This window comes from Vagococcus proximus, from assembly GCF_029143285.1.
GTDB lineage: Bacteria > Bacillota > Bacilli > Lactobacillales > Vagococcaceae > Vagococcus_D > Vagococcus_D proximus.
Map to the genome: position 1 here is coordinate 210,455 of NZ_JAPDSH010000001.1, position 23,815 is coordinate 234,269.

The 23,815-nt window shown below is 33.9% G+C and carries 23 protein-coding genes; 12 read left to right on the forward strand and 11 right to left on the reverse strand.

From position 1 onward, the window contains the following. Positions 1-1,839, forward strand: coding sequence for an FtsX-like permease family protein (locus OL233_RS01010; protein WP_275470512.1), 1,839 nt, complete (start codon positions 1-3; stop codon positions 1,837-1,839). 73 nt (positions 1,840-1,912) lie between these two features. Here OL233_RS01010 and OL233_RS01015 read toward each other — a convergent pair whose 3' ends face one another. The 4 genes from OL233_RS01015 to OL233_RS01030 all read right to left on the reverse strand — a co-directional run bounded on the left by OL233_RS01015 (position 1,913) and on the right by OL233_RS01030 (position 4,139). Further along, on the reverse strand, positions 1,913-2,254 hold the full coding sequence (locus OL233_RS01015; RefSeq protein ID WP_275470513.1) for a YxeA family protein: 342 nt from the start codon (positions 2,252-2,254) through the stop codon (positions 1,913-1,915). 129 nt (positions 2,255-2,383) lie between these two features. Beyond that, entirely contained in the window at positions 2,384-3,013 is a 630-nt protein-coding gene (locus OL233_RS01020) for an NAD(P)-dependent oxidoreductase (RefSeq protein ID WP_275470514.1), read from the reverse strand. 78 nt (positions 3,014-3,091) lie between these two features. Then, on the reverse strand, positions 3,092-3,505 hold the full coding sequence (locus tag OL233_RS01025; RefSeq protein WP_275470515.1) for a DUF2871 domain-containing protein: 414 nt from the start codon (positions 3,503-3,505) through the stop codon (positions 3,092-3,094). A gap of 13 nt (positions 3,506-3,518) precedes the next feature. After that, a complete protein-coding gene (locus tag OL233_RS01030; RefSeq protein WP_275470516.1) occupies positions 3,519-4,139 on the reverse strand; it encodes a TetR/AcrR family transcriptional regulator in 621 nt (206 codons plus the stop codon). Between the two features lie 180 nt (positions 4,140-4,319). Here OL233_RS01030 and OL233_RS01035 point away from each other — a divergent pair, with 180 nt between their 5' ends. The 5 genes from OL233_RS01035 (at position 4,320) to OL233_RS01055 (ending at position 10,554) form a co-directional block, all read left to right on the forward strand. Then, entirely contained in the window at positions 4,320-4,766 is a 447-nt protein-coding gene (locus tag OL233_RS01035) for a hypothetical protein (RefSeq protein ID WP_275470517.1), read from the forward strand. A 12-nt stretch (positions 4,767-4,778) separates the two neighbouring features. After that, entirely contained in the window at positions 4,779-5,285 is a 507-nt protein-coding gene (locus OL233_RS01040; RefSeq protein ID WP_275470518.1) for a GNAT family N-acetyltransferase, read from the forward strand. A 164-nt stretch (positions 5,286-5,449) separates the two neighbouring features. Next, complete coding sequence (locus tag OL233_RS01045) at positions 5,450-5,890, forward strand: MarR family winged helix-turn-helix transcriptional regulator (protein WP_275470519.1); 441 nt, start codon at positions 5,450-5,452, stop codon at positions 5,888-5,890. 142 nt (positions 5,891-6,032) lie between these two features. After that, positions 6,033-7,799, forward strand: coding sequence for a glycerophosphoryl diester phosphodiesterase membrane domain-containing protein (locus OL233_RS01050; protein WP_275470520.1), 1,767 nt, complete (start codon positions 6,033-6,035; stop codon positions 7,797-7,799). A gap of 292 nt (positions 7,800-8,091) precedes the next feature. Continuing rightward, positions 8,092-10,554 (forward strand): SpaA isopeptide-forming pilin-related protein, encoded by a 2,463-nt coding sequence (locus OL233_RS01055; protein WP_275470521.1) that lies wholly within the window; start codon positions 8,092-8,094, stop codon positions 10,552-10,554. 32 nt (positions 10,555-10,586) lie between these two features. Here OL233_RS01055 and OL233_RS01060 read toward each other — a convergent pair whose 3' ends face one another. Beyond that, complete coding sequence (locus OL233_RS01060; protein ID WP_275470522.1) at positions 10,587-11,018, reverse strand: hypothetical protein; 432 nt, start codon at positions 11,016-11,018, stop codon at positions 10,587-10,589. A 1-nt stretch (position 11,019) separates the two neighbouring features. Next, positions 11,020-12,462, reverse strand: coding sequence for a helix-turn-helix domain-containing protein (locus OL233_RS01065; RefSeq protein WP_275470523.1), 1,443 nt, complete (start codon positions 12,460-12,462; stop codon positions 11,020-11,022). Positions 12,463-12,801: 339 nt separating this feature from the next. Between OL233_RS01065 and OL233_RS01070 the strand changes: the two genes are divergently transcribed. Beyond that, on the forward strand, positions 12,802-13,005 hold the full coding sequence (locus OL233_RS01070) for a hypothetical protein (protein ID WP_275470524.1): 204 nt from the start codon (positions 12,802-12,804) through the stop codon (positions 13,003-13,005). 14 nt (positions 13,006-13,019) lie between these two features. Here OL233_RS01070 and fni read toward each other — a convergent pair whose 3' ends face one another. The 5 genes from fni to OL233_RS01095 form a co-directional block, all read right to left on the reverse strand. Continuing rightward, a complete protein-coding gene (gene fni / locus OL233_RS01075) occupies positions 13,020-14,093 on the reverse strand; it encodes a type 2 isopentenyl-diphosphate Delta-isomerase (protein ID WP_275470525.1) in 1,074 nt (357 codons plus the stop codon). Between the two features lie 21 nt (positions 14,094-14,114). Next, on the reverse strand, positions 14,115-15,200 hold the full coding sequence (locus OL233_RS01080) for a phosphomevalonate kinase (RefSeq protein ID WP_275470526.1): 1,086 nt from the start codon (positions 15,198-15,200) through the stop codon (positions 14,115-14,117). Between the two features lie 29 nt (positions 15,201-15,229). Next, a complete protein-coding gene (mvaD, locus tag OL233_RS01085; RefSeq protein ID WP_275470527.1) occupies positions 15,230-16,201 on the reverse strand; it encodes a diphosphomevalonate decarboxylase in 972 nt (323 codons plus the stop codon). Beyond that, a complete protein-coding gene (mvk, locus tag OL233_RS01090) occupies positions 16,179-17,141 on the reverse strand; it encodes a mevalonate kinase (RefSeq protein ID WP_275470528.1) in 963 nt (320 codons plus the stop codon). Before mvk ends, mvaD begins: the two co-directional genes overlap by 23 nt. 235 nt (positions 17,142-17,376) lie before the next feature. Beyond that, a complete protein-coding gene (locus OL233_RS01095; RefSeq protein ID WP_275470529.1) occupies positions 17,377-18,150 on the reverse strand; it encodes a peptidylprolyl isomerase in 774 nt (257 codons plus the stop codon). A gap of 191 nt (positions 18,151-18,341) precedes the next feature. Here OL233_RS01095 and OL233_RS01100 point away from each other — a divergent pair, with 191 nt between their 5' ends. The 5 genes from OL233_RS01100 (at position 18,342) to rnz (ending at position 23,809) form a co-directional block, all read left to right on the forward strand. Then, positions 18,342-19,433, forward strand: coding sequence for a DUF871 domain-containing protein (locus OL233_RS01100; protein ID WP_275470530.1), 1,092 nt, complete (start codon positions 18,342-18,344; stop codon positions 19,431-19,433). 468 nt (positions 19,434-19,901) lie between these two features. After that, positions 19,902-20,729, forward strand: coding sequence for a 3D domain-containing protein (locus OL233_RS01105; protein WP_275470531.1), 828 nt, complete (start codon positions 19,902-19,904; stop codon positions 20,727-20,729). A gap of 125 nt (positions 20,730-20,854) precedes the next feature. Next, positions 20,855-22,171: a GTPase ObgE gene (gene obgE / locus OL233_RS01110; RefSeq protein WP_275470532.1), complete on the forward strand. Its 1,317-nt coding sequence runs from the start codon at positions 20,855-20,857 to the stop codon at positions 22,169-22,171. Between the two features lie 123 nt (positions 22,172-22,294). Then, positions 22,295-22,825: a DUF1269 domain-containing protein gene (locus OL233_RS01115; protein ID WP_275470533.1), complete on the forward strand. Its 531-nt coding sequence runs from the start codon at positions 22,295-22,297 to the stop codon at positions 22,823-22,825. A 33-nt stretch (positions 22,826-22,858) separates the two neighbouring features. Continuing rightward, the gene (gene rnz / locus OL233_RS01120; protein ID WP_275470534.1) at positions 22,859-23,809 is read left to right on the forward strand and encodes a ribonuclease Z; all 951 of its coding nucleotides are present in this window, start codon (positions 22,859-22,861) and stop codon (positions 23,807-23,809) included. Positions 23,810-23,815: the final 6 nt, after the last annotated feature.

Consider the following 23,815-nt stretch of genomic DNA (forward strand, 5'->3'; position numbering starts at 1 on the left):
ATGATGTTAAAATTATCCTTAACCAGCGTGAAAAAACGTTGGCAAGATTATCTTGTATTAATGATGGGTCTCATGATTTCTATCGCTATTTTCTACATGTTTCAAACACTCTCTTTAAATTCAGATTTTTTAAAAGAAAACATTCCTGCGATTCAAATGGTCGTTTTTGTTTTCCAATTAGGAGCAATCTTACTTGGAATGATAACGGTAGTCTATATTTTATATGCGAATTCATTCTTACTTTCAATGCGGAAGAAAGAATACGGCATGTATATGATGTTAGGAGCTAAAAAACGTAAAATTAGCCAAATGATTGCTATTGAAACTATTTTTATTGGCTTACTATCAATGGTTATTGGTGGTTTAGTAGGGACGGGTTTAGCTCAAGTAATGGGAAATTATCTGAGTAAAGCAATTGATTTACCGTCAAAAACGTATGTTGCGTTTGTGCCAATGGCATTACTTGTTACAGTAATTTTCTTTGGTATTTTATTTATCATCACAACGATTATTAATGTGACGAAGTTTAGAAAAACAAGAACACTTGATTTACTCTATAGTGAAGGTCAGTCTGAACGTCGTAAAAAGCGTCCTATGATTACGGTTATAAAAATGATTATTTCACTTGTTTTAATAGGAATTGGCTATTACTGTATGATGAATATGGAAAGTTTACAACTGATTGGTGTCTTTATAGCTATCTTTACTATTACACCAGGGACCTTCCTATTCTTTGGTTCATTAGTACCTGTAGTAGTATCATGGATTAAAGGTATGGAAAGATATAGTAGTAAAGGGATTCGTATTTTTACGCTGTCTCAATTAAGTTTTAAAGCGTCATCACTAGCAAGAGTATTAGGCTTAGTGACCATGTTATTAGCATTATCATTAGGAGCAGTAACAGTAGGTCAAGCCTTTAAAAACTTTTCAGAAGATATTCTAAAGGTGACTTACAATGATGTGGTAACATATAATGCGACAAAGGAAATTCAAAACGAAATTGATCAATTAGATACGAAAGAAAAAATTCATTATAAATCTAAAACAAAAGATGGAACAACTTATTTTGTAGCAAGTGAGTTTGAAAAAGCACCACTGTTAATGCAAGAAGAAGGAAATGTTGAAAATCCATTTATGAACCCAATTGTTCCAGTAAAAAATTTAAAAGTGGACCACGAGTATTCAAGTCAAACAAAGGGTGAATACTACATAACGCATGCTTTTTCTCAATTGGCTGATAGCTATAGCACAGAAAATATCTTTGCTTTAACCTATAAAGTAGTCTCACAAGAAACGTTTAATTCTATTGAAGCGAAACAAAATGATGTCCAAGTCGTTCGTGTTGAAGATTATATGGCACAAGTTGATCACTTCAAAAAAATTCATGAGTTAGAAAAGGCGAGAAATCCTAAAGCGGCTAGCAATATGAGTAAATATGATATGTATCAAAGTGTTCAAGGGATGGCGAGTGGGTTTATGTTCATGGGCTTCTTCCTAGGCTTTGCATTCTTGGCAATGCTTGCAAGTTGTTTGATGTTTAAGATTTTATCAGGAGCGTATCAAGATGTAGCAAGATACGATATGTTACACAAAATTGGGGTGAGACGTTCGTTACTCGTAAAATCGTTGAGTAAAGAGATTTTTATTATCTTTTTAGTACCTGCTTTATTAGGTGTGGTTCATGTGTTAGTAGGTTTAAAAATGTTCACGATATTTATACCAAATCCGTACGAATATATAGCCTTGCCATTCGCAGTGTACAGTGTTGTTTACTTTATTTATTATCTTGTGACGACACAACTATATAAAAATATTGTTTTACCAAAAACAAAAGAATAAGAAAAAGACTGGGAAATTTCTCAGTCTTTTTTTTGCATAGTGAGATAATAAAAAAAGTAAAGGCGATCAGCCTTTACTTTAAATGGGAGAGTGCTTTAGTTGGAATATGTTCTTCTTTTAATTCTTCCCAACTTGTTACACCGTATCGTTTACTAATTGTTAATTTAAGATAGGCGTTTCGCTTAATTGGGCGACCAATCGTACTGTTAAATTCAACTTCTCTTTTAGTACCATCTGCATCATAGGCAGGGAGGTTGTAAGTATAGTCAGGAAAAGGTTCTTTTCCGCCACGTGTAACAACCTTGCCGTTGGTTGTTATTTTTGTATAGTAATCTTCCCGACCGTAAAAGTAGCGATAGCTTCCAATTAGAGACCCAATCATAATCAAACAAAGTAATAGTATTATTTTTTTCATTTCTCTCATCCTTTCAAAATGTATCTAAATACAGTATGAATGAGAGTAAGAAGATGAGCCATTTCTATAGGTTGCAATCCTCTAACATTATTGTAAGATGTAAAAAAAACTCAAGCCTAGGCTTGAGTTTTATTTAGAAACAATAGAGATATGTTCTTTGTCGAAGCCAGTATTTTCAATAATATCAAGAAAACCTTTAGCATAATCGCCATAACTAATATAACTTTTGTTATCCGTGTTAAGAGTCAAATGATTTGTGGCAATTGTATAGTGACCTGTCGTTTCACCTTCGAAATCAAAATCAGCAGCAGGGCTTACATAAGTCCAATGAGTTGCTTTTGTTGCTTTAAGTTCTTCCAAAGCGGCAAACATACTTTTTGCGACAGGTAAAAATGCTTCAGGGAAATCTTCTGTTTCGAATAAACGAGTCGTTTCTTCGTCATCAACAAACAGACTTCCTGCTCCACCTACAACGTAAAGTCTAGTCGTACCGTGTTTTAAAATTTTTGCCAAGTGACGAAGTGACGTTTGATGAAGTTGTGGCATAATTTTAGGTGCGTTAAACGCATCTACTAAAATATCGAATTCGGCCACTTCTTTTTCAGTCAAATCATATAATTCTTTTTCAATAAAAGGAACATCTTGCATTAACTTTTCATGATTTCTGATTAGAGCAGTGACCTCATGCCCTCGTTTTATTGCTTCCAAAAGTAGGAGAGTCCCTTGTTTACCAGTTGCACCAACAATACCTATTTTCATTCTAACTCATCCTTTCGTAATAGCGCTCTATACTCCATGCTAAGCCTTATTTACCAAAAGGTCAATGAAATTGATTTTTTATTTTTGAACTAACTTAACAGCTTTTGAAATTGAATGGAATAATAATGCTAATCCAACAGTCATAATGATGTGTCCAAGGCCTGCAATACCTGAAATAGCTGGTCCAGTTTCAGTTCCTAAAACAGTCATAGTACCGTGGAAAATCATCATAGCTAGTGATAATAGTAATCCAACGTTATAAACAATATAGAATTGGTTAAATTGTTTGAATTGAGATAAGTTGAAGTTCTTTTCTAAAAGTAACACGATTAAGAACATCATCATTCCTAATACCAATGTGTGTGTATGTGTGACAGATAATTGTGTTGTCCCTTCAAAGTCTTGGATTTTTGTAAACTCGCGGTAGAAAACACCTAGGGCTAATCCAAAAATAAGGTAAAAAGTACTTGTTTTAACTAATTTGTTCATCATAATAATAATTCTCCTATTCGTCTTTTAATATGCCATATTTCAGCCATTTGATTCGGCGATTGTATTGGTCTAGTAGCTCTGTTTGATCCCAATCATTTACAAAATAATCATTGAGACACTGATGTATAACAGGAACAAGGACCTTAAAAAAATCTAATAGTTCTTGTTGTGATGTTATTTTTAAGTTGTCAGTTTTCATCATCTTAGTAAAATCTTTAGGAGCTGTTTTTGTAAACGTTGCGTGTTCCTCTTTTTTAGCAAGCTTATGTTCCGTAATATAAGATAAGTTAAGTGTGACAACTTTAAAGTAATCATGATATTTATCAGTTGAGTAAGCATCCACTAACTCAAATAAATAGGTTTCTAAGCCTACAAACAAGTCACCCTCTGCTTTTTTTATTGCATCCATTACAGTTCCGTGTGCTTCTCCTGTTACGGTGTGATAGAGGTAATGATATAAATCTTCTATGTCTTCGAAATACTTGTAAAAACTACCACGTGATATTTGGCTATCGCGAACTATATTTGCAACAGAAGCGTCATGAATACTTGCTGTTGAAAATTCTTTTAAAGCGGCATCTAAAACGATGGTCTTTTTTTCTATTGGTAAGTTAAAAAAGGTCTCTTTGGGCATGGTGTCACCTCCAATTATTAAATGTGGTTCTGAACCAACTACTACTTAAAATTATAGGTGACAGCATGTCACTTGTCAAACTAATGGCATCATAAAGAGGTTAGCGAGCTTGAAATAGATTTCAATAGAAGAATTATGTTAAAATAGGGTGGTAAACTAACTAGATTAAAGGGGTGTCTTATGGGATTATTAACTGATTTATTAGGCGCAACAGGGTTAAATGAAAATAGAAAAGAAATTTATTTAGAAGAGAGTGGGCAAGAACCTCAAGGAACAGCACAGGAAGCTATTCAGAAGCAATTGCAGACATTGGATAGGGCGGCTAGAGGTATTCCGTTAGAGGCAGGGCAAAAGGCGGCTGTTGATATAACAGAACGCATGAAAAAAGCTGCCCGTAATGGCGAAACAAAAGTCACCTATGACCAACCTAGTTTAGATGATATTTTGGGCTCAATCTTTGGGGAAAAAACTGTACCAAAAGTCGAGCAGCATAATGGTGTTGAAGATGTCTTTGGAGACATACTAGGTGAGATAGGAAAAGAATTGTCTAATAAAGGAGCTAAGACTAAGCGTGATGGTCGAGTCATGTCTATTGATTTATCAGATATCATGGATAGTTTGAAATAAAGGGGTGTCACGATGAAGATTGAAACAGAACGACTAATTATTAGGTCGTATAAAGATGAAGATAAAAAAGAGGCGCTTTTATTTCTAGGTGATGAAGAAACCATGTATTTTTTACCTGAAGAAGTTTTTGATCTGGCTAAAGTGTCTGAGTTAATAGGGAAACAAAAGAAAAAAGAAGAGTATTTTGCTGTTGAGTTGAGAGAAACAAATCAAGTTATTGGCCATCTATATTTCGCAGCTTTCTTTGGCGATCACTCATACGAAATTGGCTGGGTATTTAATAAACAATTTCATTCTAAAGGCTATGGTTATGAGGCAGCAAATGCTATTATGACTTATGGTTTTGATCAACTAACTATTCATAGAATTATTGCAACGTGTCAGCCTGATAATCATGGTTCTTATAAACTTATGGAGAAACTAGGAATGAGAAGAGAAGGATTTTTCAAGCAATGTATTCCCGTTAAAGATGAATGGTGGGATGAGTTTTACTATGCAGTACTAGCATCTGAATGGTAGGTTTGAATACAGTTATAAGTCTAAATGTGTAATAATGATTCATTTTGTATGTTTTTTGTCATTTCTTATCAAAAAAAAATATGAAAAAGCTTACTTTTTAATTGTACTTCTTATTAAATAGACGTATTATAAGAGTAAGAAGGTGTTAAGGAGGTTGTTGTTGCATGATAAAGGCCAATGGTCACAAAGTAAATGCTTCGATTAAGTCGTTTTTAAATTACCTGATATTTTTAGAGAAACAATTAGCAGATGATTCGTTTAATTTCAATGAGATTAGGATAATCTTTGAAATTTGGGAACAAGGAGAGTTGTCAGCTAAAACAATTGAGACAGAATTAGATTTGGATAAGGGATACACCAGCCGTATTTTAAAAAGGTTAGTGTCAGAAGATTTGGTTCAAAAAGTTCAGTCTGAAGAAGACAAACGTTTATTCTATGTTTCCTTTACACCTAAAGGGAAGAAAGTCGCCCAAAAACTATATAAAAAATATGAAACTATGATAATGGATGATTTTAATCAGTTATCGTCAGATGACCAAAGGAAATACCTCGATGCACTAGAGGTTATTCAGAAAATAGAAGCAAATAAAAGGAAAAAAATTTAAACTAACCGTTACAATATGGTTAGTTTTTTTTGTTTAGTAAAATTAGTAGCTTATAAACGAGGTTATACAGAGTAATTACTTGAATTAGTGTGTAAGTGGGTATATGGTTAGAGTAAGAAGTATAGGATGGAGGAGAAGACTCATGGGAGAGATAGTCATACATATAAAAAACTCAATAAGTAGAATTTTGACTCACAAGAAAACATATCTAAAGAGTACTATCTTTTTACAAGGTATCCGATTGCTGTTTGTTTTACCACTGTTATCTAGTCTTTTTTATCTCATTTTAAATCATTTGAATATTTCAAACTTAACGGACCAGACCGTAACATTGTTTTTTAAAAGTCCAATAGCCTTACTTTTGTTAGCTATATGGTTTTTATTAATTGTTTATTTTATATTTTATGAACTTGGCTTTTATTTCTTATTAGGAATAAGACAGAGAAAAGGTCAAGATGTGAGTTTTAAATCATTAACAGTAGAATTATTAAAAAAAGCACGCTATTTTCTTTCAACACATTTCTTAATTATAGGAAGTTATTTTTTATTAGTGCTCCCATTGGCATCGTTGGGATTTAAATCAGAACTATTAAAATCAATAAAAATACCTGATTTTATCGTAGATGAATTGTTTTTAACAGCAAAAGGCAAGTACTTATGGTTCATCGTGATGTTTATATTAGCTTACCTTTCAATGAGACTGTTATATGTTGTTTACTACTTCGTAGAAGAATCAAATAGAACATTAGGAGAGGCTATCAGTTTAAGTTGGAAAAGAAGTAAGCATAAATTCTTAAAAAATATGATGACGTTACTATTGGTAGCAGCTGTAATATCAGTTTTGTCATTAATAGCCGTATTGATTATAGGTCTGCCACTTCTTGCTAGTGATATATTAAAACCATCCTTATCACCGTATGTAGCAGGTTGTGTTTTGACTTTAATGCAGATGTTATTATTTTTTGGTGGTGGACTTATCCAAGCGCTAATAGTTAATGTTGTTATTGAAACGATTATCGGGAAAGAAAGTGAAAGTTTAGAGAAAGAGAGAGCTTATATTAAACCAAAACCAGCCTTAGTAATAATTGGTATAGTACTATTTGTTGGATTAAGTGTTGTAAATATGTGGTCGGTTACAACTTTGATTTATCAACCACAGACAACTATGATTGCACATCGTGGTTTGATGAAAGGTGGAATAGAAAATTCTATTGGTTCTTTAGAGGCTGCAGCCTCTAGTGATGTTGAGATGGTTGAAATGGATATCCAAGAGAGTAAGGATGGAAAATTTATTGTCTATCATGACACTAATTTAAAACGGTTAACAGGTACTTCTAAAAATACCTATGATCTTAATCTAGAAGAACTTACATCCTATGAAATGAAGCAAAATGGATTTACGGAAACTATTCCCGACTTAGCGAGTTATATCGATAGGGCTAAGGAGTTAGGGATTAACTTACTTGTAGAAGTTAAACCACATGGGAAAGAATCAAAAGAGATGGTTGATAATTTAATCAACTTACTTGAGGAAAAGAAAGTAGCCACTGATTATATCGTTCAGTCGTTAGATAAAGATGTTTTAGATGAAATTAAAGAAAAAGCCCCTTACATTAAAACCGGTTATGTTATTCCGCTAACAATTGGGCATGCACCTAAATCAGATCATGATATATATGTTATTGAAGAGTTTTCAGTAAACGAGAAGTTAATATCAGAAATCGAAGAATTAGATAAAGAAATGTTTATTTGGACAGTGAATAAAGAAGAACTACTAAAAAAATATTTGAATTTAAATGTAGATGGTATTATTAGTAATAATGCTGATGTCGGTGTTATTATAAGGTCGGATTTAGAGGAAGAAAAACCGCTGTATGAACGCGTAATTTTGATGCTAGAGAACATGTAAGTACTAGAGTGAAACCAATAATGATGAAAAGAGTATGTTTTTTTATAGCTTATTTATTATTATTGGTTTTTTATGTTTTTTGAAAATTTTTAATGAAAATAAATTGAATAATCGTTTCATATTAGGTCATATAAGCTATAATAAAAACTGTAGAGTCAAATAATACTTTTTTTAACGAATGAATTAAAAGTTGATTTGTGAGTGATGTATTGTTTTTCTTTTTAGACTTTAAAAAGGGTGAAACCATCATTCATGAATTTTGAATATAAAGTCAAAAAAGGAGACTGATATTATGAAAAAACTAGTAAAAAAAGGTATTGTTTTATTAGCATCAATATCTATTTTAGGTGCTAACCTTGCGCCAACACTTGCAGCAAGCGAAGTAGCCCAAGAAACAAATGTAACGGCTGAGTTTAATGAAGCACCAACGCAAGAAGGTGTTCAAGTGCAAGAAGAAACACTAACTACTGAAATCGAAGTCATGGAAAGTAGTGAGTCAGAGGTAGCAACTGAAAGTTCTGAATCCTTAATGAATGAAAGTTCTGAAGTAACTGAAGAAGAGATACAAGGTACAGATTTAAGTTCATCAGATAGTGAAAACTATGGCGAAACGGAGACATCTGCGACTGAAGAACAAGCAGCGATGAGACCCTATAAGGAGATTGAATTTGATTTCACTGGTGAATTTCAACGTGAAGATGGAACAGTCATAAATTCAGGTGAAAGTGTTGGTATTCATGAAAATACACGTGTGGAGTACGAATGGAGTATTCCAGATGGTGTAGAAATCAAAGAAGGCGACACGATGACCTTCGATTTTCCAGAGCAATTAAAAGCGACTGGCAAGGCTGAGTTTCCAATAACAAACGAAAATGGAGATATTATTGGAAATGCAAAGGTTGATCCAATAACAGGTCAAGTTGTCGTAACATTTACAGATTACTACGAAAAAAATCCAGAAGATGGTCGTCATGGTACTGTAGGTTTTACCACAAAGTGGAAAGAAGAGACCATAAATGTAGAAGAGGATGTCCCATTAGAAATTGGTAAAGATGGTGAAATTATTGTAACCGTTACGCCACCTGGAGAAGGAGACCCTAATGAAATACTTCAAAAATGGGGCGAAACAATTGAGAATGGAACAAAAACATCTTGGATTGTTAGACTAAATTACGCAGGTCAAACAATTAAAAATGCTGTTTATACGGATACGTTAGGCTCAATGCAAGAAATGATACCTACTGAAATATTTGGATACTATGGCCATTATGATAGTAGTGGTAATTTTATTCGAACGTCTGAAATTCCAACCGAACAGTTCATTTTAAGTGACACAGGCTTTTATGTTGAATTAGGCGATTTAGAAAAACCTGAAGCTTCAGTAGAAATCTATTACAACACAAAAAATATTGATGAAGGAAATTCACCTCATTATGAAAATTCGGGTAAATTAACAGGAACGAATATTGAGGAGAAAGAAATAACAGTTCAGACACCAGAAACTGGAAATAGCGGTTCTGGAACAGGTGATAACAAAGGCATTGTTAAAGTGAAAAAAGTAGACTCTACAGATGAAACTAAAACTTTAGCAGGAGCAGAATTTGATATCCTAGGCAAGGATGGTAAAGTAGTTCAACATATTGTGACAGATGAGAGTGGCCAAGCAAAATCTAAAAATTTAAGTATTGGTGACTACACATTAGTCGAGACTAAAGCGCCAGATGGCTACGAATTAGATTCAACGCCAATCCCAGTTAAAATAGAAGCTAACGGTGAAGTGAGTGTTATAGAACTAACTATTACGAATGACCCTACTGCGCCACCACTTGGAAGTATCAAACTAACTAAACAAGACTCTAAAGATAAAACAAAACGTTTGGCAGGAGCCGAATTTGATGTTTTCAATACGGAAGGTGAAGTTGTTGGGAGCCTTATAACAGATGAAAATGGCGAGGCTATTTTAGAAAATTTACCGTTAGGCGATTATACAATTGTTGAAACAAAAGCACCTGATGGTTATGAATTAGATCCAACGCCAATTACTGTGACAGTACTAGAAAACAAAGAGTCGAATACAGTGTCAGTTACAGTTGTAAATACTGAGATTCCTAAAAAAGGAACGATTGAAATCATTAAAGTTGATGATGAAACAGGTGTGACTTTAGCGGGTGCTGAATTTGATATTAAAAATACTGAAGGTGAAGTTGTTGGGCATATCGTAACGGATAAAGATGGAAAAGGTAGTCTTTCAGATTTAGAGTTAGGTGACTATACGATTATTGAAACAAAAGCACCAGATGGCTATGACTTATCAGAAAAAGTTTACACTATAAGTGTGGTTGAAAATGAAACAAATACAGTAACAATTGAAATTGAAAATACTAAAATTATTCCAATGATTCCAATTGTACCAGGTAAGCCAGTCATTCCGTGGACACCGATTGTACCAGGTAAGCCAGTCATTCCATGGACACCGATTGTACCAGGCAAACCAGTTATACCGTGGACACCGATTGTACCAGGCAAACCAGTTATACCGTGGACACCGATTGTACCAGGTAAACCGGTAATTTCAAATAAACCGATTGTACCAGGTAAACCAGTTATCCCTAATAAGCCGGTAATGCCTAAGGTGCCAAATAAAACTATTTCAAAATTACCACAAACAGGTGAAAGAAAAGGTAGCACAGTTTTAATTGTACTAGGATTTGTTCTTATTGGATTAACATCACTTCTTTATAAACATAATTATTAAAAAAAAACTCTAATCCTAGGATTAGAGTTTTTTTAGCGATTAATTGATTCGGACATAGTTCCCATCCAGTTACCCAAATATGATGTTTCTTGAACGGCTTCTGGTGGTAGACCTCCGGAAGGGTTGCTACCATTTAGAACCATAGGAGTTTTAGCTAAAGATATTGAGTCATTAAAATAATCTTCATTGTATTTTTCAGACTTAGTGTTAGTATTACGATCTTCTTTTTTATAAAAACTAACAACTTTTGCTTTTGTTTTGACATTATCCGGTGCTTTATTTCCAATATTCACTGGTGGTGTTACTTCTTTAGTTGAGTCTTGAGGTGCAGTAGCTGTTTCCTGTTCTTTTGTGTGACGCTTAACGTAAATTGTCTTTTCACTAGCATTGTCTTCGGCAGCGTTAGCTTGTTGAAAAAGTAGCAGTGAAAAAAGTGCCGCAGTGGATAGGCGTTTTAACTTCATATTATCTCTCCTGTTTTAAGGCAATAAGTGTATTACCAAGTATTTTCCAGTCGTTTGTAGTTGGAGGATTTCGCCATATTACTTGCGGTATACGATATTCATAGGTTGCAAAATCTGAAATATAAAGACTGGTTTCATCTGTTATTATATCATCAAAATGAATTTCTAACGAGTTGAATGATCGAATATTATTTTTTATATGCTCAGTATAACTATCGCCACGAGAAAAGTCGACACAGATATGTATTGGAGCTTCAAATGTACTCACGGGTAGTAAGGTAAGTAGTGCAAATAATAAGTCATAATAAAGCAAGATATTTTCGGGATTTGAAAAATCATTTTGTTCAATTAATTCAAGGTAAGTCATTATGACACCACTAACATTAGGATATAGCTCAGAATATTGCTCATATGAGGTTTTATCATAGAAACTATCTATTTGATAGCTGTAAAAGAAACGTTTAAAGAATATAGAATAACATTTTTTTTCTAGTTTGTAGTAATTAAGACTATTAATTTCTAGATAGTTCATATTGATTAAAAGTTTTAGAAACTCATTAGAACGTTCTACAACAATTTCAGGTATTTCAACGTTATCTAAAATCGTATCATAGTTAATAATTGTCTCTGAGAATAGAAATTCTAGTAAATATTGATATTCAGAATAGAAAATTAAATTATTTAATTCAGTTTGACTCATTCTTAAGAGTCTATTTTCCCAAACTTTAAAGAGCCTTTTCAATTCTAAAGAATTTTCAATATTAAAATTTCGATCTGCGCTAGGTTCGATAGTGAAGTTTTGATTGATTCTTAAATAGTTTATTGCTAGAAAGATTCTAAGTTTTAAGATTAAGTTAGGTGTTTTATTCATAGGAATAGCTTTGCTTAGTTCAAAAATAAGAGGTTCAATTTTTTTGAAAAGGGCTTCTTCAAAAGGGAATTCCATCCCTTTAAAGTAGAAATTAAACATTTCGAACGTTTTTAAACGTATTTGTCGTTCATCACCCACTAGTTTTTTATTATGAATTTTAATATCGTAAGGTTTTAAAATACCGTTTAAGTTTTTCACTAAAATATAAGCATTACTTTGACTAATACTTAAAGACTGCGTTAGCAGGTTAAAATTTTTACCATTTAAAAAATAAAACATAAATATTTTGAAATAGGGGGATTGTTTTAATAAAAGTAAGCGATATTGATTGATAACTTCAGTATTTATCCCAAAGGAAGTAAATTCCTTGTTGTTATTATTTTCAATAGAACAGTTAAATTGAAAACGTGAAAGTTCTTCTGTTAATTCATCTAAAAGATTAACAGATTTAAATGTTGAAAGCTCTGTAAATTCTTTGATTTTAACTAAGGTGATTGGAGAATGATTATTAGTTTCAAAGTGACCTAAAATCAATAATTTCTTTTCATCATTAGTTGTTAGTAAATTTATCACAATACACCTCCATGGTTCCTATATAGTATAATATAAAACAACCCTTTTAACAAAAAGAATTTTATAAATTTTAGTATATTCTACTAATTTTGGAGAAAACAAAAAAAATGAAGTGTTTGTTGAGAAAAAAGTATAGTTTTTGGGTCTTATATAGTTTATTATTAAGTTGCAGAGGGAAATAAAGTTATATATAGGTTGATATAATACTTAAGCGTTGTTCGTTAAAGGTATCTTTAGTGGTAGAGTGATAAGTTCTTAAAACTTGCTATTTTATCTTTTAGTTATATTACTTTTGGAAGAATGCTGCATTAATAACACAACAAATGGAGGCTGAATCTTATGAATAATATCAATGCTTTTGATCCGGTTATGGTTTATAAAGTTGTTTTTGAAATTAAAGGAAAAACACTTTCACGTTGTATTGTAACGAATATCGATGAGTCTGAAGAGAGTGTTTTAGCTAGGTTACAATCAACATTGATTGATCCTAATTTCAAAGTTATTGAAATTATTACTGAAGATTATGGTTGGAGTTGTGCATGAAAATACCCACGCCCTTAGGCGTGGGTATTTTTTTGTCTATTAGAAAATTGTAAGCTGTCAATCATTCTATTTTGACACCAGGATGTCAATGAAGGAGAAAGTATAATATCAGATTTTATTAAGTGGGGAAGTGTTTGCGCTCCTAAGAGCGTCATAATTGTTTTGAGTTGTTCTTGCCACAGAGTAACCGTTTCACATGTTTCATCAATTCCTTTTTCTTGAATCAAGTGTAAAAATTGACCAGAGAGACCACACGACTTAGCACCTAATGAATAAGCTTTAATCATATCTAGTGGTGTTCTTATACCACCAGAGGCAATAATATCAAGTGATGCGTGGTTATTATAGGCTTCGAGAAGTGAGATAACAGTAGACTGGCCCCAGTCTTCCAAGAAGTCTAAATCATTATGAGGACGACGTGCATTTTCAATAGCGGCGAAATTTGTTCCACCACGGCCACTTATATCAATAGAAGCGACACCAATAGATTTCAATAGTTCAATAGTTTCACGACTCATACCAAAGCCAACTTCTTTAACGATGACAGGGACTCCGACTTGTTCAACCATTAGCTGGATGGTATTTAACCAATGATCAAACTGTCGTCCACCTTCAGGCATTACAAGTTCTTGAGCTGCATTGACATGGAGCTGCAAGGCATTAGCTTGCAGGATATCGACAGCACGCTTACCATTCTCAACAGAATGTTCAGCTCCTAAATTAGCAAATAAAATACCGTTTGGATTGATTTCCCGCATGATGCTGTAACTTTTAATGACTTCGGGATGTTTAAGAGCTGCACTAATTGAACCAGAAGCCATAGCAAGCCCTGTTTCTCTAGCTACTGTAGCAAGATCTCGGTTAATTTGATAAGTGTTCTCACTACCACCAGTCATGCCATTAATGAAAAAAGGGGTGTCAAATGTCAGGCCTGCAACGGTTGTAGTAATCGAAATATCATCATAGTTTACTTGTGGTAAACTATGATGAACAAATTTCAAGGCATCAAAATCACTGCTAGTTTCAGGTGTATAAAATTTATTAGCAAGTAAAACATGTTCATCTTTTCTATTTATATGTATAGACATGACTTAAAATCTCCTTATGTCTTAAATTTCAATACTTGTTTTTTCGTAATGAACGCTAACAGGGAGATGACTAATCTCTGACTTTTCCCAGTCTTTAATAAGTGGGATTGTATCAATCGATTTATCAATAATGACAATGCCACAATCTCCGCCACCAGCACCAGAAGATTTTGCAGCACCGTTATAATCTTCCGCAATTTCGCATAAATCAAACAAACTAGCCGTTTCGATATGAACGCCACTATTAGCACCAAGATGCTGAAGAAGCTTGCGGTTGCGTCTTATCCCTTTTTGAATAATAGCAAGATTTTGATTTTTGAAGGCATCTATAATTGTATTAACAGTTTCGACACTATTTTTTAAGAAAATGTTGTAATAGTGGTCAACTTCACTAATTTCTTCATTAAGTAAATCAACTAATTGAGTTGTTGAAGCAGGTGAACCAGTCCATCCGATAATTAAATTTAAATTTTCAGGAGGAGTAAGTGGTTCAATTTTTAATTTTGGCCATTCTTTTTGTATAAGAGAATGAATCGAATGTGTTTTTAGTTTTTCTAAAACCCACGATCGTTCAAAGCAAGCATAAGCAACCCAGCCGCCAAAACTACTAGCAGCTAAGTCGCCAAACGAGCCGTTACTTTTAATTGATAAGTGTGTAAGGGCTGCTAATTTATAAACGAGTAGGGGAGCACAATCTACATTATGAAATTTTAAAAGTGCTTTAATAGTAGCCACAGTTACAGCTCCACTTGAACCTAGACCATATTTCCGACCATCTTTGTTATCTAAGTCACTTTCAATTTCTAAGTCAAAGAAGCTTAGTTTTTTCCCTAATTCTTCTAGGTAGGCTTCTGTTGTCGTAACGGCTTGTGAGACATAGGCAAAAGGATTTTCTCTTTCATCAATGTAGAATTGACCATTTTTACGCGTCCATGGAATACTAAGTCCGTTAGAGTAGCTTGAACGAATGGTTCCTTGCCCAATTGTTTCTTTTAGATTTACAGTTATATATTGATCAAGAGCTACTAAAATAGCAGGGTGACCAGGTTCTAAAACAGAATATTCACCGGCGATATATAACTTACCGGGAGCACTTGCTTTTATCATGACATACGTCCTCTCTGGGCATTTGAATTTTAAATAAGTTCAACGCCACCGCCAACTTTTGAAATAATCACGGGATTATTTGGGAAGGCTTTTTTTAATAATGTTTGAATAGCCTCTGCTTCTGATTGTCTGCAGAGTATTTTTACATTAGGTCCAGCATCCATTGTAAAGTAACACTGCCAACCTTGTCCACGTATTTCACGAACTTTTGCTAAAACTTCTAAAGAAAGAGGTTCCATATAAGTAAAAGGAGGTAATGCGCCAAGCATTGTACCATGCATTTTCATACCATTGGCTTCAGTTATAAGTCCAACTTGCTCAAAATCTTTTGTATGGATGGCCTGTTTTATATCTTTTAAGTCTTTTGTAGCAGATTCAATCCAGCTCGGATAAAAATTAGACGTTTCGACAGTTAACTGCATACCTTCACGACTAGAAATTGTTTTTTGTTTTGTGTTAACTGCAACAGTAATCATGGCAATATCCCAGCTAGCGTCATCTACAGGAACAGCCAGGCTATTTTCATTACAATCACCCATTTGCCACTCAACAAAACCACCGTATAGGCTGCGTGTTGCGCTACCACTTCCTCGTCTTACATAGGTAGAAAGTGTAGAAAGGTCCATATTCATTCCAGTAATACTATTCATAGCAGCGCCTAGGGCAGCAAAGGCGGAAGCTGATGAGGCTAGTCCAGCTGCTGTAGGAACGAAATTTTGACTACTAACATGAATGGGAGTAGTACACCCAATTTCCTGTCTAAATAAATCTAAGAAACGACTGATCTTCTGTGTTTCTTTTTCACTTTGTTCTTCATGATTTAAAATAAAGCAATCTTTTTCTATGTCTGTATTAAATTCAACAGAAGTTTCTGTGTAAAATTCATCCAGTGTTAGAGAAAGACTACTATTCATTGGAAGAAACAGTTCAGGATCTTTTTTACCCCAATATTTAATCAACGCAATATTAGTATGCGCTTTAGCTTTGGCTGATTGTTTCATTAATATCACTCATTTCATAAAGCCAAGTTTGTTTGGCTCCGTTATTTTTTAAAGCAGTAGTTATGTGTTCAGCATCTTTTTTATTGTTGGCAAGGGCAATCATACATCCTCCAGCGCCACCACCTGTTAATTTTGATCCTAAAGCGCCATTTTCTCGTGCTACTGCAATTAATGTATCCAATTCAGGACTGGACACACCTAATAAAGACAAAAGGTGCTGTGCCTCATTAAAAGTACGACCAAGTTCAACTGACTGATTAGACTCAATAAAGTGTTTACTTGAGTAGGCTAGTTGACCAAGTTGATATATAGCCGAATGACAAGGGCCATTTTGTTGTTCATCTTCGTATTTTTCTGCAATGGAAGCGACTACTTGTTTAGTTCGTCCCGTGATTCCAGTATCTGCTACTATTAATACAGCATTTAAATTTAATGAGATGGGCTCAGGTGATTGGCCTCTTATAAAGAAAAAGGGTGTGTCGCTACTTGTCATTAAAGCGTCTATACCACTAGGATTTCCATGAGCAATTTTTTCTGATTCATTAACTATTTGAAGTAGTAGGCTATATGGTAAGTTAACATTAAAATAATCAAATATAGCTCGGACCGAGGCCACTGCAACAGCGGCACTGGATCCCATACCTCGTTCAGCAGGTATATCGCTCACAATGTTAATAGCTAATGGTGTATGAGTTTGCTTTATTTTTTCTAAGGAAAGTAAAATGGCTTTCTTTAGGCTATCTAAGAGTTCAGGCATATCATCCAATAGACCATTATAAAATGCGCAATCAATGGTAGTTTTTGTAGTAGAGGAGGTAACCAGTGCTTTTATATTAATGGCAGAGAAAGGTAGGGCAATACTAGGTTCACCATAGACAACAGAATGTTCACCAATTAAAATGATTTTTGCTGATGAATAGCCGATCCCGATTTTCTTCATAAGTGTTCCTCCTTATTTTAGTTTCTACTATTAATATAGTGTTTTATTTAAACACCAACTAACCTATTTTAAAATAATTATCTCATCTTTGCAAACATGGAAAAGTGGGAATTTATTTGTTAAGTTAATTTTAACGTTTCATATGAAATAAGTCTGTTTATACTTATTATTTTTATAAATTCTTTATAAATAAAAACAGCATCTAGAAGTAGGTTTCTAGATGCTGTTTTATTTATTATTTTGCTTCTTGGATAACTTTAATTTTTTTAATTTTAATATCTTTTTTAGGTTTAGACTGTTCGCCTTGTCCACTATCTTCAACTTTTGTTTTAGCAATTTTGTTAACAACGTCCATACCGTCAATAACTTGACCGAATACTGAATATTGGAAGTCTAGGAACGGGACACCACCTTTTTTATAGGCTTCTATAATCTTTTCCGGATAGTCATCTAATAGAAGCCCATCTGATACATTCTTATCATTCTGTACAATATAAAATTGACTTCCTTGTGTAGGAAGAGCAACATCACCACCGGTTCTAGCCATAGCTAGGGCACCATTGATATGATACAGCTGATTTGAAATTTCTGGAGCGAATTCTTCTTTCCAAATACTTTCACCGCCAGTACCATCACCTTTCGGGTCACCTGTCTGAATCATAAAGTCTTCAATAATACGGTGAAATTTAACGTCATCATAGTATCCATCTTTAGCATGTTTCATAAAGTTCTCAACAGCTTTAGGAGCTTGTTTAGGGAATAATTTAATTTTAATTTTACCTTCCGTTGTATCCATTTCTACAGCGGACTCATCCTTAGCGATGTCTTTACTTAGTTGTGGTAAGTCTAGAGTATTTAAATCAACACCCTCAGTCACTTCAGTTGTTTCAACTGTAGCTTCTTCCGTGGTTTGAGTTGTTTCTTCTTTATTACCGACAGAACAACCACTAGCCAACACAGCTGTTAATGATAAAGCTGCTAAGCTTACAATAAATTTATTTGATTTCATTTTATCAGATCCCTCATTCTTTTAGTTTATAATGTTTATAATATCAAATATTTATAAAAAAAAATAGGGCTATTATAAAATACACAAAATTATAATCATATATATACCAATCATTATAATATATAGACTAATTTAACTAGGGTTGTTATAATAACGATAGCAATAAAATATTTTTATCGGAGGCGGAAAATATGGGAAAATTAGGAATCTCTATCTATCCAGAACGTTCAACATTTGAAAAGGATCAAGCGTATTTAGATTTAGCTCACAAGTATGGGTTTAAGCGTGTCTTTACAAGCTTACTTCAAATTGAAGACGATAAAGAAAAAGTTTTAGCTGATTTTAAAAAAGTAGTGGATTATGCTAACAGTCTAGATATGGAAGTCATGGTTGATATTAATCCTAGTCTATTTGAGCAATTAGAAATTTCATATGATGATTTATCGTTCTTTCATGATATGGGAGCAGATGGTGTTCGTTTAGATATTGGATTTACAGGCGCTGAAGAAGCAAAAATGACGCGTAATCCGTATGGTATTAAAGTGGAGATTAACATGAGTACAGGGACAAGTTATGTTGATAATATTATGACGTATTCGCCAAATGTTAATAATCTTTTAGGATCACATAATTTTTATCCGCATCGTTATAGTGGCTTAGGGTATGAGCATTTTGTTTTTTGTTCTGAGAAATTCAGAAAGTATGGAATTAATACAATGGCATTTGTTAATTCTCAAGCAGCTACATTTGGACCATGGCCAACACAAGATGGATTATGTTCGCTAGAAGATCACCGAGAATTAGAAATTGGAACCCAAGTGAAACATTTAGTTTTGACAGGTTTAATTGATGATATTCTTATTGCTAATGCCTATGCATCGGAAGAAGAAATGAAGGCTATGTCGGAAGCATTTTTTGCTGATTATCCGAGTATTAAAGTTGATCCTGCAGAGGATATTACTGAGGATGAACGTGAAGTTTTATTTAATAATTTACATAGTTATCGTGGTGATCGTTCAGAATATATTTTACGTTCAACAATGACACGCATCAAGTATAAAGACCTACCTTTCCCAGCTCACAACACAGAGGATATGAAAAAAGGGGATGTCCTGATTGACAATGTAGGATATGGTCAATATAAAGGAGAGACACAAATCGCGATCAAAGAAATGAAGAATGATGGCAGAGTAAACGTTGTTGGAAAAATATCTACCGATGAACTATTCTTGTTGGATTTCTTGAAACCTTGGTCTAATTTTAAATTAGTAGAAAATAAATAATTTGATAAAACCAACATCTAAAAACTGGTGTTGGTTTTATTTTATATATAATAGTAGAAACTTGATTTATAATTTTAGAGAGTTTAATCAGTTGAAAGTATATTCTTATTTGTTTTAAGACAAAATGCTACTTATATGTCTTCTTATTATTAAAAATAGGTCATAAATTCAAATAATATTTGTCTTATTTTTGAAATATATGCTGAAAATTGATGATTTTGACTTGTTAAATTGTCTAAAAAATAAATTTTTTTAAAAAAAATTAAAAAGTATGTCATATTTCTTTAAACTAAGAATAGCGATAAATCAGGGTTTAGTGAGTGTGGGTTCAAAAAATGACAAGTAGATTGACTTGACTTAATCTTCTATTAATCATCTTGATATTTGGCTGTAACAATTCCTTGTTATGATTTGTATGTTCTCAAGTACGAGACAAAAACAGATAATTCTAAAGGAGAATCTTATATTATGAATTTTAAAACAAAAGTATTCGGAATTGTTGCAGTGGCAACAACTACAGTAGGTTTGGCATCTGCAGCATTGGCTGATACACTTTATACAGTAAAAAAAGGTGATACATTATCACAATTATCATTAGATTATTTAGGAGCTGCTAACAAGTTTGAAGAATTAGCAGACAAAAACAACATTAAAGATGCGAATTTAATCTTTGAAGGTCAAAAATTAATTCTTTCAGAAGATGGTGAAATTTCAGTAGCTACTCCAGAAGAAGTTGCTAAAACTCCAGAAGTAGAAACAGTTCAAGAAGCTGTTGAAGTAGCAAAAGAAGAAAAAGTAGAAACAACAGAAACAGAAGAAGCAATTACTGAAGAAACAAAAGTAGAAGCAACAGAAACAGAAGAAACAACTACTGAAGCAACAGAAGTGGAAACAACAGAAACAGAAGAGGCTACTACTAAAGCAACAGAAGTAGAAACAACAGAGACAGAAGAAGCAACTACTGAAGCGGTAGTTAAAGAAGAAACAGTTAAACCGGAGCAACATAAAGAAGTGTCTGGTCGTACGTTAACAGTTCAAGCAACGGCTTATGATGGATTTGGTATGGGTGGTATGACTGCAACTGGTTACCAAATTACAAGTCCTAATGATAAAGTCATTGCGGTAGATCCAAGTGTTATCCCATTAGGTAGTCGTGTTTATGTTGAAGGTTATGGCGAAGCGATTGCTGCAGATACTGGTGGCGCAATTCAAGGAAACATCATTGACTTAAATATGGGTCAATCAGATGCTGTTGCTTGGGGCCGTCGTTCAGTACAAGTTACTATTTTAAATTAATAATTTAAACTGTAGAATGAGAATTCTACAGTTTTTTTCTTTTAAATATAGTATTTGATGGACAAACGCATAGATAACACGTAAAATGAATAAGAGACTTTGAAATAGATTAGGAGGACAAAAATATGTCCATGTTTTTAGATCAAGTAACAATTGATGTTAAAGCCGGTAAAGGTGGAGACGGAATGGTTGCTTTTAGAAGAGAAAAATACGTACCCGATGGTGGACCAGCTGGTGGAGATGGTGGCCGAGGTGGCGATATTATTTTAGTAGTAGATGAAGGTTTACGTACACTTATGGATTTCCGCTTTAACCGTTTCTTCCGCTCAACTCCAGGTGAAAATGGAATGAGTAAAGGAATGCATGGTCGTGGGGCTGATGACACTTATGTGGCCGTTCCCCCAGGGACAACAGTTAGAAATGCAGAAACAGGCGTGTTAATAGGAGATTTATTAACACACGGACAAGAGTTGCTTGTCGCTAAAGGTGGACGTGGCGGACGTGGTAATATTCGTTTTGCCTCACCAAGAAATCCTGCACCCGAAATTGCAGAAAATGGTGAGCCTGGTGATGAAAGAAAAATTGAATTAGAATTAAAAGTCTTAGCAGACGTTGGTTTAGTAGGTTTCCCATCTGTCGGTAAATCGACTATCTTGTCAGTTGTTTCAAAAGCACGTCCTAAAATTGGCGCGTACCACTTTACGACACTTGTTCCTAACTTAGGAATGGTATCGATTGAAGATGGTCGTAGTTTTGTAATGGCAGATTTACCAGGACTTATCGAAGGTGCTTCTCAAGGTATTGGTTTAGGGACACAATTCTTACGTCATATTGAGCGCACTCGTGTTATTTTACATGTTATCGATATGAGTGGGATTGAAGGTCGAGACCCTTACGACGATTACTTAGCCATTAATAAAGAATTAGAGTCACACAATATGCGTCTTTTAGAACGACCACAAATTGTTGTCGCTAATAAAATGGATATGCCAGATGCAGAAGAAAACTTAGAGAAGTTTAAAGAAAAATTATATGCAAATGTAGAAGATGAGTTTGCAGATAAGATTCCAGTATTTGCGATTTCAAGTTTATCAAATCGTGGGTTAGATGCTTTATTGAGTGCAACTGTTGACTTAGTAGAGACAACACCAGAATTCCCATTATATGACCAAGAGTCATTAGAGGAAGAAACGGTTCGCTATGAATTCACACCAGAGGAACGCCAATTTGATATTTCTCGTGATGATGATTCTACTTGGGTTCTTTCAGGTGAATACCTAGAGAAATTATTCAAAATGACTAACTTTGATCATGATGAGAGCGTGATGCGTTTTGCGCGTCAAATTCGTGGTATGGGTATTGATGAAGCGTTACGTGCTAAAGGTGCTATTGATGGCGATTTAGTTCGTATCGAAGACTTTGGATTTGAATTTATCGATTAATTTTATAAAACCAAGAATGTTAAGCATTCTTGGTTTTATTTTGTACTTTTTTTAGTAGATTAGTTTCAAGATTTACTATTTATTGATACAATGAAGAGGAAGAAAAACTAAAGGAGTGATACCATGAGTAGACGTGTTATTGTGCTAAATTTTGATATAGAAAGTAAAGCATATCAAGCTTTTTCTGAAATAAAGAAATTACATGTATCAAAACAAATCAAAGGGGAACAATTAGCTGTTGTCAGACATAGTGAAGATGGAAAACATCAGTTTGAAATCAAAGATTTTATTGATTTTACAGGAAATAATCATAGTGCAAAAGATAGTACTATTGGCATGTTTATTGGTTTATTAGGCGGTCCGTTAGGAATGATGTTTGGTTGGTTTGCAGGAAGTATGATTGGTGGAGCAAAAGATGTCAAAGAGGTGAAAGAAGCAACAGCTATTTTTGAATTTGTCGCGTCACATATCAAAGAAGGTGAAACATCAGCACTTATGATTGCGGATGAAGATGATAATCGTCCACTAAATGATTTGATTTTTAATCAATTAGGCGGTCATATTAACCGTATTGAATTTGAAGAGGTTGAAGAGGCGATTGAATCTGCTCAAAAAATGGAAAATGAAGCAAAATCAGAAACTGAGGACAACTAGTTCACACAGTTTTTAATAGAAAGTTAGGTAATTATGGAGATAGAATTTTTAGGCACAGGTGCTGGGGTACCAGCTAAGCAGAGAAATGTCACGAGTATGGCATTAAAATTATTAGATGAGCGTAATGCTGTATGGTTGTTTGATTGTGGTGAAGGGACGCAGCAACAGATTTTGCGTACAAATTTAAGACCTCGTAAAATTGAAAAGATATTTATAACTCATTTACATGGTGACCATATTTTTGGTTTACCAGGTTTACTGAGTAGCCGATCTTTTCAAGGAGGGGAAGAACCTCTAACTATTATTGGTCCTAAAGGAATTAAAAACTATGTGGAAACGAGTCTAAAAATTTCTGAATCTCATGTCAAATATCCTATTATTTACAATGAGATTGATGAAACGGGTGTGATTTTTAAAGACCACCAATTCACTGTGTCGTGTTTACCTCTCGATCACCGTATTAAATGTTATGGGTATCGTATTGAAGAGGCTGACCATGAGGGTGAACTTCAAGTAGAAGCATTAAAAGAGCTAGATATACCAGCTGGACCCCTATATGGCCGTTTGAAAAAAGGTGAAAAAGTACAGCTTGAAGATGGGCGTATTATTGATGGTAAAGATTTTGTTGGTCCTTCTCAAAAGGGGCGCATCGTTACCATACTAGGTGATACTAGAAAACATCATAATGCTGAAATACTAGCAAAAGATGCAGATTTATTAGTACATGAAAGTACATTTAATAAGAATGAAAAGAAATTGGCTAAAGCGTACTTTCATTCAACAACTGAAGAAGCTGCGGAGGTTGCTAGAGATAGTGGTGTAGAGAAGCTAGTACTAACTCATATTAGTGCGAGATATGTAGGCAATAGTGCACGTGAATTAGAAAATGAAGCGAAAGATATTTTCCCTAATTCTCAAATAGTACGTGATTTTGATTGTATTGACATTCCATTTAAAGGGAATGAAGAAAGTGAAACGATATAGGGTGTA